This is a genomic window from Buchnera aphidicola (Aphis gossypii) (assembly GCF_013394915.1).
In the GTDB taxonomy this organism is placed as follows: Bacteria; Pseudomonadota; Gammaproteobacteria; order Enterobacterales; family Enterobacteriaceae; genus Buchnera; species Buchnera aphidicola_AZ.
In genome coordinates this window covers 474,629-488,943 of sequence record NZ_CP056771.1, presented here as the reverse complement: position 1 = coordinate 488,943, position 14,315 = coordinate 474,629, and the positions used below count along the sequence as shown (strand labels likewise).

General features: G+C 25.3%; 14 protein-coding genes and 3 tRNA genes. 10 read left to right on the top strand and 7 right to left on the bottom strand.

Translation table 11 applies throughout. The features are described 5' to 3' along the window. The first annotated feature begins 1 nt into the window (after position 1). The 5 genes from HU701_RS02330 to queD all read left to right on the top strand — a co-directional run bounded on the left by HU701_RS02330 (position 2) and on the right by queD (position 2,946). Positions 2-202, top strand: coding sequence for a septum formation initiator family protein (locus HU701_RS02330; protein WP_178919306.1), 201 nt, complete (start codon positions 2-4; stop codon positions 200-202). Positions 203-254: 52 nt separating this feature from the next. Further along, complete coding sequence (ispD, locus tag HU701_RS02325; RefSeq protein WP_158346570.1) at positions 255-962, top strand: 2-C-methyl-D-erythritol 4-phosphate cytidylyltransferase; 708 nt, start codon at positions 255-257, stop codon at positions 960-962. 15 nt (positions 963-977) lie between these two features. Then, positions 978-1,466, top strand: coding sequence for a 2-C-methyl-D-erythritol 2,4-cyclodiphosphate synthase (gene ispF, locus HU701_RS02320; RefSeq protein WP_178919304.1), 489 nt, complete (start codon positions 978-980; stop codon positions 1,464-1,466). A 106-nt stretch (positions 1,467-1,572) separates the two neighbouring features. Then, entirely contained in the window at positions 1,573-2,559 is a 987-nt protein-coding gene (locus HU701_RS02315; RefSeq protein WP_178919302.1) for a peptidoglycan DD-metalloendopeptidase family protein, read from the top strand. 24 nt (positions 2,560-2,583) lie between these two features. After that, positions 2,584-2,946 (top strand): 6-carboxytetrahydropterin synthase QueD, encoded by a 363-nt coding sequence (gene queD / locus HU701_RS02310; RefSeq protein WP_158346881.1) that lies wholly within the window; start codon positions 2,584-2,586, stop codon positions 2,944-2,946. 12 nt (positions 2,947-2,958) lie between these two features. On the opposite strand, the gene queE is transcribed toward queD, so the two are convergent. The 4 genes from queE to glnS all read right to left on the bottom strand — a co-directional run bounded on the left by queE (position 2,959) and on the right by glnS (position 8,497). Beyond that, positions 2,959-3,612: a 7-carboxy-7-deazaguanine synthase QueE gene (gene queE, locus HU701_RS02305; RefSeq protein WP_158346564.1), complete on the bottom strand. Its 654-nt coding sequence runs from the start codon at positions 3,610-3,612 to the stop codon at positions 2,959-2,961. A gap of 92 nt (positions 3,613-3,704) precedes the next feature. Then, the gene (gene eno, locus HU701_RS02300; RefSeq protein WP_158346562.1) at positions 3,705-5,018 is read right to left on the bottom strand and encodes a phosphopyruvate hydratase; all 1,314 of its coding nucleotides are present in this window, start codon (positions 5,016-5,018) and stop codon (positions 3,705-3,707) included. Continuing rightward, positions 5,011-6,675: a CTP synthase gene (locus tag HU701_RS02295; RefSeq protein ID WP_178919300.1), complete on the bottom strand. Its 1,665-nt coding sequence runs from the start codon at positions 6,673-6,675 to the stop codon at positions 5,011-5,013. The genes eno and HU701_RS02295 overlap by 8 nt, the downstream gene beginning before the upstream one ends. 121 nt (positions 6,676-6,796) lie before the next feature. After that, positions 6,797-8,497, bottom strand: a complete 1,701-nt coding sequence (glnS, locus tag HU701_RS02290; RefSeq protein WP_178919298.1) for a glutamine--tRNA ligase — start codon at positions 8,495-8,497, stop codon at positions 6,797-6,799. A 171-nt stretch (positions 8,498-8,668) separates the two neighbouring features. Here glnS and HU701_RS02285 point away from each other — a divergent pair. The 4 genes from HU701_RS02285 to rpiA all read left to right on the top strand — a co-directional run bounded on the left by HU701_RS02285 (position 8,669) and on the right by rpiA (position 9,765). Continuing rightward, positions 8,669-8,742, top strand: a tRNA-Met gene (locus HU701_RS02285). 22 nt (positions 8,743-8,764) lie between these two features. Continuing rightward, positions 8,765-8,846: transfer RNA gene (locus HU701_RS02280), tRNA-Leu, on the top strand. A 28-nt stretch (positions 8,847-8,874) separates the two neighbouring features. After that, positions 8,875-8,946 (top strand) — tRNA-Gln (locus HU701_RS02275). A 156-nt stretch (positions 8,947-9,102) separates the two neighbouring features. Then, positions 9,103-9,765, top strand: coding sequence for a ribose-5-phosphate isomerase RpiA (rpiA, locus tag HU701_RS02270; protein WP_158346556.1), 663 nt, complete (start codon positions 9,103-9,105; stop codon positions 9,763-9,765). A gap of 61 nt (positions 9,766-9,826) precedes the next feature. On the opposite strand, the gene HU701_RS02265 is transcribed toward rpiA, so the two are convergent. Then, positions 9,827-10,570 (bottom strand): 16S rRNA (uracil(1498)-N(3))-methyltransferase, encoded by a 744-nt coding sequence (locus HU701_RS02265; RefSeq protein ID WP_178919296.1) that lies wholly within the window; start codon positions 10,568-10,570, stop codon positions 9,827-9,829. Between the two features lie 19 nt (positions 10,571-10,589). Continuing rightward, complete coding sequence (locus tag HU701_RS02260) at positions 10,590-11,300, bottom strand: endonuclease (protein WP_158346552.1); 711 nt, start codon at positions 11,298-11,300, stop codon at positions 10,590-10,592. Between the two features lie 195 nt (positions 11,301-11,495). Between HU701_RS02260 and metK the strand changes: the two genes are divergently transcribed. After that, positions 11,496-12,635 (top strand): methionine adenosyltransferase, encoded by a 1,140-nt coding sequence (gene metK, locus HU701_RS02255; protein WP_158346550.1) that lies wholly within the window; start codon positions 11,496-11,498, stop codon positions 12,633-12,635. Between the two features lie 123 nt (positions 12,636-12,758). On the opposite strand, the gene gshA is transcribed toward metK, so the two are convergent. Further along, the gene (gene gshA / locus HU701_RS02250) at positions 12,759-14,291 is read right to left on the bottom strand and encodes a glutamate--cysteine ligase (RefSeq protein WP_158346548.1); all 1,533 of its coding nucleotides are present in this window, start codon (positions 14,289-14,291) and stop codon (positions 12,759-12,761) included. Positions 14,292-14,315 lie beyond the last annotated feature (24 nt).

Here is a 14,315-nt window from a genome sequence, read left to right as displayed (position 1 = left end):
CATGAGAATATTGAAGGTATTGTTATTTTTATTATTTATTTGGTTGCAATATTCTCTTTGGGTGGGAAAAAATGGTATTTTAGATTATATTAAAGTTTATAAAAAAATTATAGTTCAAAAAAAAATAAATGAACATCTTGAAACAGAAAATAATAAATTATTATTAGAAATTGAAGATTTAAACAACAAAATTAAAGATTAAAGTTATTTATTTTGTGATATTAAATTTTTAAATATCAAGTATTAGGCATAAAATGATACTGAAAAATACTTTTAAACCTAAAATCTTAGCAATTGTCCCAGCTGCGGGAATTGGCAAAAGAATGTTATTAGATATCCCAAAACAATATATAAAAATTAAAAATCGTACTATTCTTGAATATACTTTAACAACATTATTATCACATCCTAGTATATCTCATATTATTGTTAGTTTAAATAAAAAAGATAACTATTTTCATGAGTTGTCTATTGCATCTAATATTCGGGTTACATCTGTAATTGGTGGCAATAAAAGAATCAATTCAGTTTTATCAGGGTTAATTGTTCCGACAAATGCACATTGGGTTATAGTTCATGACGCTGTTCGACCTTGTTTAAGTCATAAAGATTTAGAAAAATTAATTTCTATTATTAAAAAAAACAAGATAGGCGGTATTTTAGCTCGACCAGTATTTGATAGCATAAAATATGTTCATGAAAGAAAAAAAATATCGCATACCATTGCTCGAAAAAAATTGTGGCATGCTTTAACACCTCAATTATTTCCAGTTGATTTGTTACGATTTTGTTTAAAGAAAAGTATTCGAGATAATATTGATATAACAGATGAATCTTCAGCATTAGAGTACTGCGGATATCATCCTTCAATAGTTTTAGGTAGTTACAAAAATATTAAAATTACTTTTCCTGAAGATCTTGTTTTTGCTGAAATTTACCTTAAAAAATTATTTAATATTTAGAAGGATATTTTATATATGAGAATTGGATATGGTTTTGATTTACATGCATTCGGAAGCTCAAAACCATTGATCGTGGGAGGTGTAAATATTCCTAATCATCAAGGTTTAATAGCTCATTCTAATGGTGATGTATTAATACATTCTTTGATAGATGCATTATTAGGGGCTGTTGCAATGGGGGATATTGGCGCTTTTTTTCCAAGTACTAAAAAGAAATATAAAAATGTTGATAGCAGAATTTTATTAAAAAAAATTTGGAAAAAAATTCGCTTAAAAAATTATTGTATATCTAATATAGATAGTACTATTATTGCTGAAACTCCTAAGATGTTACCTCATATTTCTTTGATGAGGTTAAATCTATCAATTGATTTAAATACTGAAATGAATAATGTTAGTATTAAATCCACTACTTCTAAAAAAATAGGATCTATTGGAAGGAAAGAAGGAATTGCATGTCAATCCGTTGTCATGCTTTTAAAAGATAAAAAAAAATTTTTTTAAATAATTTTATTAGAATTACTTATAAAACATATTTTTAGTTTATCTTTCTTATGAATAATATTTTTTATTAGCATATATTACTTATATAACAAAATAGCGTAATTTAATGAAATTGAATTTTTTGAAAAATAAATTATTTTTATATATTTTTATATTATTTTTTTGTAATAAATATACGTTTTCAAATATTGCATTAGCAAAAAAAGAAAATATTTACTTGAATGCTAAAAAATTTTTATATGTTGAAAATAATTTAAAAAAAAAATATAAAAAAGAATGTTTTTTATTTCTTAAAAGAAATAAAAAATATTTAGTTACTATTCAAAATAAAAATTGCATTGGATTTTTAAAAAACAATAATTTTGATATATTTTATGTTGTTAAAAAAAATGACACTCTATATTCTATTGCAAAAAGTTTCCAGTCTAATGTTGATACATTATTAAAATATAATAATTTACATAAACCTTATCGAATATTAGTCGGTCAAAAAATATTAGTAAATAATATTTCGATGGTCAATAATCAAAATATAAACTATATAATTTACAGTGATAAATATAAAAAACATATTTTATATACAAGTTTTTTTAATAAAAAATTTGATATTATCAATATTTTAAATAAAAATACTTTATTAACCGAAATATGCTTTATTTATAATAAATACCGAAATCAAGAAAAAGATATTTTTTTTAAATATTGGTATTGGCCTTTAAAAAATTCTAATATGCAATTTTTTTATAATTATTCTATTAATAAAGAAGGTGTTGAGATAGAAGGTGTAGAAGGACAACCAGTTTTTGCTATGGACCAAGGAAAAGTAGTTTATATCAGCAATACCTTTAAAAATTATGGAAAATTAATTATTATTAAACATAATAATGATTATTTAAGTATATACGGATTTAATAAAAAAATTTTTATTAAATTAAATGATCAAGTACATGCAAATCAAAAAATATCTACTATAGGATATTCAGAGAACAGTGTAGCAAAATTATATTTTGAAGTTAGATTTCAAGGAAATCCAATTAATTTACTAAGTTTATTTCCTAAAATAAAACTCAAAAAACATCGGAAATTTAATTAATTTTTATAAGATATATAAAATATGATAAACACTACTATATTTAAAGATTTTCAATTCGAAGCAGCACATTATTTGCCAAATCTTCCTAAAGAACATAAATGCAGAAGATTGCATGGTCATTCTTTTTTTGTTCGATTAAAATTACGAGGTAAAATTAATAAAGACAAAGGTTGGATAATGGATTATCGTGATATTAAGCTATTATTTCAACCTATTTATAATCAATTAGATCATTATTTACTTAATGATATCAAAGGATTAGAAAATCCTACAAGTGAAATTTTAGCAAAATGGATTTGGGATCGTCTAAAACCGAATTTGTTTATTTTAAGCGCTGTTATAATCAAAGAAACATGTACATCTGGTTGTATTTATGAAGGAGTTTAAAATCATTTAATTTTATTGAATTTTGAGATATTTATGTAATTGTACTGATAGTTTCCAATTGTTTTCTATGCATGCTTTTATGCATATGTTTAACGCCTTTTCATTTTGGCTAATAGGTTGTAAACAAATAATGCGTTTTTTTTTATCTTTTATTTTGGATAAAATATTATATACATATAATAAATCTTCTTTCTTAAAAATAGGAAATTTTATTTCATTAGAACGTATTATAGATGTATATAATGGTTTGATATTCTCTTTAGGTGAAAGAGTAACCCAAGTATTCAAAGAACATATAATATTTTTTATACCACTGGTTTCTATTTGACATTGATAATCTTTTTCTTCCAATGTTTTTGTTATATTTGAAAGATTATACAAGCATGGTTCACCTCCACTAATTACAACATGTTTAGTTGTCCATTTTTTTAAAATTCTTAAGATATCCTTTTCATGTAAAAAACTCCATTTTTTATTCGCTTGATTTTTATTTTTTATTTCTTTTACAGAAACATTTTCTTTTTGAGAACACATCCATGTATATTTTGTATCACACCAAGGACAATGCACTGGACAACCTTGTAGTCTAATAAAAATTGATGGTGTACCAGTATAACTCCCTTCTCCTTGTATAGTTTGAAAAATTTCGTTAATTGGATAATACATAGTATTTATACTCTCAAATTAATCATTATATTATATTTAATAAATGAGAAACAGGTATACGTTATTATACATACCTGATTCTCTTTTAAAAATTATAATTTTATAAAAGATGATTTAACTTCTTTTAAGCCATAAAAAGGAGCGTTTTTTACACCTAAATTTTCTTCAATTCTTATTAATTGATTATATTTTGATGTTCTATCGGAACGGCACATAGATCCTGTTTTGATTTGTCCTGATGCTGTTCCTACTGCTAAATCTGCTATTGTAGCATCTTCAGTTTCACCAGAGCGATGAGAAATAATAGTGCTATAGTTAAATTTTTTTGCCATTTTTATCGTTTTCATTGTTTCAGTTAATGTTCCAATTTGATTTAATTTTATCAAAATAGCATTTCCAACGCCTTTTTTTATTCCTTTTTTTAAAAGTTCTATATTCGTAGCAAATAAATCATCTCCTACTAATTGTATAGTATCTCCTAGTGTTTTAGTTTGATATAAAAATCCTTCCCAATCAGATTCATTTTGACCATCTTCAATGGAAATAATAGGATATTTTTTACATAATTTTTCTAAATAATGAGTGAGTTCAATTGAATTAAATTTTAGTTTTTCTCCCTGAAATTGATATTTCTTATCATTTATATTGTATAATTCAGAAGCAGCGCAATCTATTGCTAATGTAATATCTTTTCCTAATTTATATTTTGTTTTATTTATTGCCTCTTGAATTATATTTAAAGCTTCTTCATTAGATTTTAAATTAGGAGCATATCCACCTTCATCACCTACTGTTGTGCTAATATTTTTATCTCTCAGTACATTACCTAATGCATGAAATATTTCTGCTCCGATGCGTATCGCTTCTTTAATTGATTTTGCGCTGATAGGTTGTATCATAAACTCTTGAAGATCAATATTATTATTTGCATGTTTTCCACCATTAATAATATTAATCATTGGTAGTGGCATTGAGTAAATACCGGTTGAATTATTTAGTTCTGCTATGTGCTGATATAAAGGCATTCTTTTAGAAGACGCAGCTGCTTTTGCTACCGCTAAAGATACAGATAAAATTGAATTAGAACCTAATTTAGACTTATTTTTAGTACCATCAAGATTAATCATTATCTGATCAATGTGATCTTGATCATAAGAATTTTTATTTATTAAAGCATTTCGAATATCATGATTAATCAATTTAACTGCTTTAAGTACACCTTTTCCCATAAAACGATTTTTATCTTGATCACGTAATTCTAAAGCTTCTAACGATCCAGTAGAAGCGCCAGAAGGTACAGATGCTAATCCCACTGAACCATTCTCAAGATATACTTCAGCTTCTACCGTAGGATAGCCTCGAGAATCTAAAATTTCGCGGCCTATTATATTTGCTATTTTAGACATTTTTTACCTTCATGTATTTTTTATTTTTATTTTTATATTGTTTTGCTGATTTTATAAATCCTATAAACAATGGGTGTCCATCACGTGGTGTAGAAGTAAATTCAGGATGAAATTGGCAACCAAGGAACCATGGATGATTAGATATTTCTATAATTTCAGCAACGTTATTATTTTCTGATCTTCCTGTAATTTTTAGTCCAAATTTTTCGATTTTTTTTAATAAAATATTATTTACCTCATAACGATGACGGTGCCTTTCTAAAATGATATCTTTTTTGTATAATTTTCGAGATAAACTATTAGTGGTTAATTTACAAGGTTGACTTCCTAGTCTCATCGTTCCACCTAAATTAGAATTATTTCTTTTTTTGTCATTAATAACATATTTTATATTACTATCTTGTTCTTTAATTAAATCAATTACAGGAAACTTGCATTTAGGATCAAATTCTGTAGAATTTGCATCTTTAATTCCTATTACATTTTGTGCAAATTCTATAATTGCTATTTGCATACCTAAGCATATTCCGAAATATGGAATGTTGTTTTCTCGGGCGTATTTTACTGATAATAATTTACCTATTACTCCTCGGTCTCCAAAACCACCGGGTATTAAAATACCATTAAGATTTTTTAAACATTCAAAGTTTTTGTTTTCTATTTCTTGAGAATTAATTAGTTTTATATTTACTTTAATTTTATTTTTTAAACCTGCATGCTTTAATGCTTCTATAACTGATTTGTATGCATCAGGTAATTTAACGTATTTCCCAATTATACCAATAATAATTGCGTTATTAGAGTTTTTTTCTTCATAGATAACTTTTTCCCATTCTTTTAAATTAGCTTCAGGTACATTTAATTTAAAGTATTTACATATGTAATTATCTAATTTTTGATCTTTTAATAATTTTGGAATTGCATATATTGAATGAACATCTTTTAATGATATTACTGCATCAACTGGGACATTGCAAAAGAGTGCTATTTTTTTTCTTTCGTTTATTGGTATATCTTTTTGAGATCTACAAATTAAAATATCAGGTTGTATTCCGATAGATAGAAGTTCTTTCACTGAATGTTGCGTAGGTTTAGTTTTGATTTCCCCAGCCGTTTCAATATAGGGTACAAGTGTTAAGTGTATATAAATTACATTTTTCCTACCAATGTCTACTGCTATTTGCCGAATTGCTTCTAAAAATGGTAAAGATTCAATATCCCCTACTGTTCCTCCTATTTCCACAAGAATCACATCACTATTTTTAGAGCATAAAATAATTCTTTCTTTGATAGCATTAGTAATATGAGGTATAACTTGAATAGTAGCGCCTAAATAATCTCCTCTTCTTTCTTTTCTTAATACTTCAGAATAAATACTGCCTGTAGTAAAACTATTTAAATATGTCATCTTTGTTCGAATAAATCTTTCATAATGTCCTAAATCTAAATCGGTTTCAGCTCCATCTTCAGTAACAAATACCTCTCCATGTTGAATAGGACTCATAGTGCCTGGGTCAACATTAATATATGGATCTAATTTCATAATGGTTATTTTAAGATCTCTTGCTTCTAATATAGCTCCTAAAGAAGCTGCTGCAATACCTTTTCCTAAAGATGAAACAACACCGCCAGTAATGAAAATATAGTTTTTAATCATGCTAAATATAAAAATATTAGTTAAATAGAAAGTAATTTAAAGATTAAAATCTTTAATTGAATTGTTTTAATAAATAAAATTAGTTTATTAATTAAATCATATATAATTTCCAAAAATTATATTAATTTTTTTTTTTATTCCATGTATCTCGTAAACTAACAGTTCTATTGAAAATTAATTTATCTTTTTTTGAGTCAACTAAATCTACACAAAAATATCCAACTCTTTCAAATTGAAAAAATAAATTTTTATTTTTTGTTTTAATATTGTTTATTTTTTGTTGTATTTTTTCACTTATCTTTTTCTCAATAAAACCATTTTTGATAATTATTGATTTAGGATTTAAAAAAAGTAAAAAGTTTTTTTCTTGTTCTGGATTATCTATATTAAATAACTTTTCATATAATCTAAATTCTGATGCATATGAGTTTTTTATTGAGATCCAATGAATTACTGCTGGGTTTTTTCGATTAGTTGGTTTTTTTCCTAATGTTTTAAGGTCACAAAAACATATTATTTGTATAATGTTTCCATATATATCTTTTTCTATTCTTTCTGCTTTAATTATATATGCGTATCTTAAACGTATTTCTGTTCCAATTTTTAATCTTTTATAATTTTTTTCATGTTTTTCTTTAAAGTCTTCTCGTTCAATGTATATTGTATTAGTAAAAATAACTTCATGAGTTCCTAGTTCTGGTTTTTTTGGATGATTTGGAACAGTAAAAATTTCTTGATAGTTATCATCAATATTGTACAAATATAATTTTATCGGATCTAAAACAGCCATTGTACGTATAGCTTTAGCATTTAATTCGTTTCTGATACAATATTCTAACATAGAAAATTCTATCAAATTGTTTTGTTTCGTTACGCCAATTTTTTTACAAAACTCCCGAATAGAAGATGGTGTATATCCTTTTCTTCTTAATCCAGAAATAGTTTGTATTCTAGGATCATCCCAATTGTTAATTATTTTCCTTTCAATAAGTGTTTTAATTTTTCTTTTCGATAAAATTGAATGTTTTAAGTTTAATCGAGAAAATTCATATTGTTTTGGATAGTGAGAAACGCTAGTATTTTCTAAAATCCAATTATATAATCGCTTGTTATCTTGGAATTCTAATGTACAAAAAGAATGTGTGATGCCTTCTATTGAATCTGAAATACAATGGGCAAAATCATACATGGGATAAATACACCATTGATTTTTTGTTTGGTGATGTTTTGTGTAAATAATTCGATATAAAACAGGATCTCGCATAACAATATATGGAGAACTCATATTAATTTTAGCACGTAAACACATTTCACCTTCATTAAAATATCCTTCTTTCATTTTTTTAAATAATTCTAAATTTTCTTTAATATTTCTATTTCTATAGGGGCTATTTTTTCCAGGACTAATTAATGTTCCTCTGTATTCACGTATTTGTTCTTTTGTTAATTGATCTACATAAGCTAAATTTTTTTTAATCAGTTCTTTTGCATATTGATATAATTTTAAAAAGTATTTAGAAGAATAAAAAATTTCTTTATTCCATTGGTAGCCCAACCATTTAATATCATTTTTAATAGAGTTAATATATTTAATTTTCTCTTTACTAGGATTAGTATCATCAAAACGAAGATTGCAATCTCCATTGTGTAAATTTGCAAGTTCAAAGTTCAAACATATTGATTTAGCATGTCCAATATGAAGATAGCCATTTGGTTCTGGAGGGAAACGAGTACGTAATGATAAGAATTTATTTTTTTTTAAATCTTCTTTGACGATATTGTAAATAAAGTTATTACTATATTCACTAGTTTTCTCTTTCATTTTTTCCTGCAACTTAATGTATTTAAAATATATTTATAAAGTATGCATTAATATTTTTTAGGTTAAAATATTAATAAATTAATTAATTATATTGATAATCTATTTCATTTATTATAGAATAAAAAAAATAAATATTTCAAAAATGTTAAAATCAATTATTTTATTTAAAACGGCTACGTAGCTCAGCTGGTTAGAGCACAGCACTCATAACGCTGGGGTCATGGGTTCAAATCCCGTCGTAGCCACTATAAATAATTACAATTTTATGCGGGAGTGGCGAAATAGGTAGACGCACCAGATTTAGGTTCTGGCGCCGAAAGGTTTGCGAGTTCAAATCTCGCCTCCCGTATATTTTATGTTTTCCTTATTTGAATTTTTGGGGTATAGCCAAGTGGTTAAGGCACCGGTTTTTGATACCGGCATCCCTGGTTCGAATCCAGGTACCCCAGACATTCGATCTATTCTTTTTTATAATTCTAAAAAATAACTTCAAAAAATAATATATAAACTTTTTTATTTTATATAGTGCTATTATATTTTTTTTGCATTAAAATTTTTATGCTTCTATTGTAGAATATTTACATAAAATAAAATAGGTTTATATTATGAATTTAAATGAATTTAAAAAAAAAGCAGCATGGGCTGCATTAAATTACATTTCTCCTGGTGCTATTGTTGGAATAGGCACAGGAAGTACTGTGTTTCATTTTATTGAAGCTTTAAGTACAATCAAGCATTTAATATCAGGGGTTGTTTCTAGCTCAAATGCTTCAACAATCTTGTTAAAAAATAAAGGAATTAGTAACATTTTACACTTAAATAGCTTTCATTCATTAGAAGTTTACATTGATAGTGCTGATGAAATAAATAATAATATGCAAATGATTAAAGGTGGAGGAGGAGCTCTTACCAAAGAAAAAATTATTGCTGCTGTTTCTAAAAAATTTATCTGCATTATAGATGAAACAAAAAAAGTAAATATATTAGGATCTTTTCCATTACCTATTGAAATTATTCCTATAGCTTCATCATTTATAGAAAATGAAATAATTAAATTAGGAGGAAAACCTAAAATTAGAAAAAATGTTATTACAGAGCATGGTAATATAATTTTAGATATACATAATTTAAACATTTCTGATCCTATTGCTATAGAAAAAAAAATTAGTTTATTACCAGGAGTTGTAACTGTTGGTTTATTTGCTTTAAGAGGAGCTGACATAATACTAATGGGAACTAAAAATAGTGTTAAAATTATAGAAAAATAGATTTTTAGATACAATTTTTTACTATTAAATTAATATTTTTTTAAAATCTATTTTTATGTGATTAAATTGATAGATCACCAAATTTTATTTGAAAAGCAGTAACTGCTGCAATTGCAGCTGTTTCTGTTCTTAAAATTCTTGGTCCTAATTTAACTGGAATAAACTCATTTTGCATCACCTTTTGAATTTCTAAAGATGAAAAACCACCTTCGCAACCAACTAATAATCGAATGCAACTAATTTTTTTTGGTAATTGATTAATAGTAATTGAAGATGTTGGATTTAAAACAATTTTTGTTTCATTTTTATTTGATTGCTTAGACCATAAGTTAATATCTTCTACGTGATTAATTTTTGGAATAATATTGCGTTTACATTGTTGACATGCAGATATAATTATATTTTTCCAGTAAATATTTTTTTTTAAAATATTTTTTTTATCTCTATGAATATTACAATGTTTTGAAAATATCGGAGTAATTGTATGAACACCTAATTCAATACATTTTTGAATAGCAAAATTCATTTTTTCATTTTTTGAAATAGCTAATCCAAGATGAATCAACAAAGAAGATTCAATATCTTTTTTTTCTTTTTCTAAAACCAAAATAGTTGCTATTTTTTTTTTAATTTCAATAATTTTTGATAAAAAAACATAATTTGTATTGTTAAATATTTCTAATTTTTCTTCAATATTCATCCGTAAAACTTTTATTATATAATGTGTATTAGGTGAATTTAAAACTATTTTTTCATGAATTTTTAAATTTTTATTAATATAAATACGTGGAATACGATTTTTCATTTTATAAAATAATCACTCTTTATTTGTTACACTGTTGATAAACATAATTATTATGATTTCCTTGTATATGAAATATTAAATTTTCTCGAATACATTCCCATTTAGTAACTGGGAAATTATAATTCCATTTTTTAAACAATTTTTTTTCCTTTTTTGATAATTTTATATTATATGTTTCACTCATATAAAAATAAGTTCTAGCTATCGCTCCTCGAGCTATTTTAGGCGGTTCTACTAATTTTTTTTTGAAATCTATTTTCATACTACATTTTCCATATTGTTTTATTTGACTACTTAATTCACTATATATAAAGTTAGAACGATCCGCATTAATTTCTCCAATAGAAGGTTGTAAATTATGTAAATCAAATTCAATCTTTCGATAGTTTCGATCTTGAACACATTTTTTCCTTCCTCCCTTTTTCCAACATTTTTTTTGATGCCCGAATTGCCAGGCTGGAACAACATGTTCCCATTCAATTCTTTTTGCTCGATTTATATTTTTACGGATTTTATATCCGCATGATGATAAATTAGGAGTTCCTTTCTTTTTACTCCAAATAATCTTACATCCGCAATAAAATGTTCCAGGAGCATTTTTATGTATTTTAATTGCTAAAATTTTAGCTTGCTGAAAATTTTGTATATTATTTTTTTTTATATTATTTTTTTTAACAAGAATAAAAAAAAACCACAGACTAAGTAAAGTAAGAAATATTTTTTTAATCATTTTATATGAAAATTATATTAAATTGTTATTGTTTATTTTTGATTTTAAGAATATTTTATTTGAGTGTTGTTTTAATAAAAATATTTAAAATATATATTAGCATATGTTTTAAAAAAAGTATTTTGCTTTAAAAATGATAAATTAGATGTTTTCTAATTTTAATAAATTATTTAATTAAAAGGAATACAAAATATAATGAATGAATATCTTTTTACATCAGAATCAGTATCAGAAGGTCACCCAGATAAAATTGCAGATCAAATTTCTGACGCTTTATTAGATGCAATTATCAAACAAGATATAAAAGCAAGAGTTGCTTGTGAAACTTATGTCAAAACAGGAATGGTTTTAATTGGAGGTGAAATTACTACTACTGCTTGGGTAGATGTTGAAGAAATTACTCGTAATACTATTAATAATATTGGGTATATCAATTCAGAAACAGGTTTTGATGCTAATTCTTGTGCTATATTAAGTGCTATAGGTAAACAATCACCTGACATTAATCAAGGGGTTGATCGATCTGATCCTTTAAAGCAAGGTGCTGGAGATCAAGGTATTATTTTTGGATACGCAACTAATGAAACTGAAGTTTTAATGCCAGCTCCCATCACTTATGCGCATTTATTAGTTAAAAAACAATCTGAATTAAGAAAAAAAAACATCTTGTCTTGGTTAAGACCTGATGCTAAAAGTCAAGTAACATTTAAATATAAAAATGGAAATGTAATTGGAATTGATACAGTTGTTTTTTCTACTCAGCATAAAGAAAGCATTAGTCAAAATATTTTAAAAGAAGCTGTTATGGAAGAAATTATTAAACCAGTTTTACCAAAAAAATGGTTGACAAAAGATACTAAATTTTTTATTAACCCTACTGGAAGATTTGTTATTGGAGGTCCAATGGGTGATTGTGGATTAACAGGTCGAAAAATTATTGTAGATACTTATGGTGGCATGTCTAGACACGGTGGAGGCGCTTTTTCTGGAAAAGATCCATCTAAAGTAGATCGATCTGCAGCTTATGCTGCCAGATACGTAGCTAAAAATATAGTCGCAGCAGGATTAGCTGATCGTTGTGAAATTCAGTTGTCATATGCTATTGGAATAGCAGAACCCACTTCTATTATGATTGAAACATTTAGAACTGGAAAACTTAGTAATAAGGTATTGATTAATTTAGTTCGAGATATTTTTGATTTACGTCCATATGGATTAATTGAAATGCTTAATTTACTTCAACCTATTTATCTTAAAACATCTGTCTATGGACATTTTGGAAGAGAAGAGTTTCCATGGGAAAAATTAGATAAAGTAGATGCATTATCTCAGTAAAAATTTTATAACATTTAATATATTATTTTCAGAAAAATAATTGCTGTAAATATCTTAATAGTAACATGGATAATTATATTAAATTATTAATAATTTCCCATGTTAATTTAGCATGGGAGAAATTTATTTGTTTAAATAATCTTTTAAAGATAAACTTTCATTATTTTCTATTTGTATTTGTTTTTTATGGGAATTAATAGTTTCATTTTCAAAAATTTTATTATGTGAATTATAAAAATATTGATGCATAAATTTATGATGATATTTATGAGCTAAATTTAATGCTATTTTTTTTGTTTTTTTGTTTTTAATGAATAGCTCTAAAAACTTAGCTGAATAAGTTAATTCTGGATGCTCAAAAAAAAGTATTTTTTTATCACATGCTTCTTGATATTCTGAGGTTATTAATTGACGATCGAGAATGATCGCGATTTTTTTTAAATCTTGAAATATTCTTTTTCCAATTTGCGTTAATTTATAATTTTTATTTGCATCAATGTAAATTTTTTGATTTGGTTTTCTTCCTTCGAAAGCAGTTTTTTTCCAGTTTTCTGTAATAAAATAAAAATCTGCTTTTTTTATCTTAGGAGCATTGACTAAAGAACACCAAATTAAAAATAGGTCTAATAAAAGTATTTGGTTTTTATTAATTCCAATCGATGAAAATGGATTTATATCTAAAGAACGTATTTCTACATATTCAATACCTCTATTTTTTAGAGCATCTAAAAGCGACTCTCCACGCTGAGTTTTTGTTTTTGGTCTAATTTGCGTATATAACTCATTTTCTAATTGTAGTATATTAGTATTCAATTGTTGCAATTCTCCAAATTTATCTGTTAATCCTAAATTAGAAAATTTTTTAGATGGAGTATGCATTGCTTCTTTTAAACATTTAATATATGATTCTAAATCATTAAATGTAATATTCAATTTCTCTATAGAAGTACTTGTATGCCCTATATCACTTATTCTTAATGAAGTTGACCAAGGTAAATATAATATTCCTTCTTTATTTCTCTGAAATTCATAATTTTTATTTCTCAAGAAATGTTTTGATATTGCAGGTGATGCGCCAAATAAATATGGAATAATCCAACCAAATCTATAGTAATTACGGATTAAGTTTAAATATCCTGATGAAGCATTATCTATTTGATTTGTTTTTGTTTTTTTCCAAAAATTTTTTGGGAGTGAGAAATTATAATGTATTCCTGAAATAGTATTTTTTAAATCACCATATCTTATCTTTAAACCTTTTCTATAAAGGGTTTTGAATGCACCATAATTAGATGTTCCATATTTTGCTATTTGAATATTTGTTGATTTTTTATAGTTATATGGAATACTAAATGGCCACATGAATTCTTCTGGGTTTTTATGTGCTACAAAAGAATGAAGATCTGTTAAAAAATGTAATAGATAATTTATGTTATTAGTTTTTGGTGTAACGAATTCTAATAAGTTTTCAGAAAAATCAGTTGTAATCCATTGATGCGTTAATGAAGAACCAATTTTATATGGGTGTTGAGTATTTGAAAAATCTCCATTTTTTTTGATTCTTAGAGTTTCTCGCTCAATACCTCGATAAATATTTTTTAGTATTGATGAGTTTTTTTCTAGCCAAGTAATTTCTCTTGAGATATCCTCTATCAACTTTTTCTCCTAAGTTTAAATTTT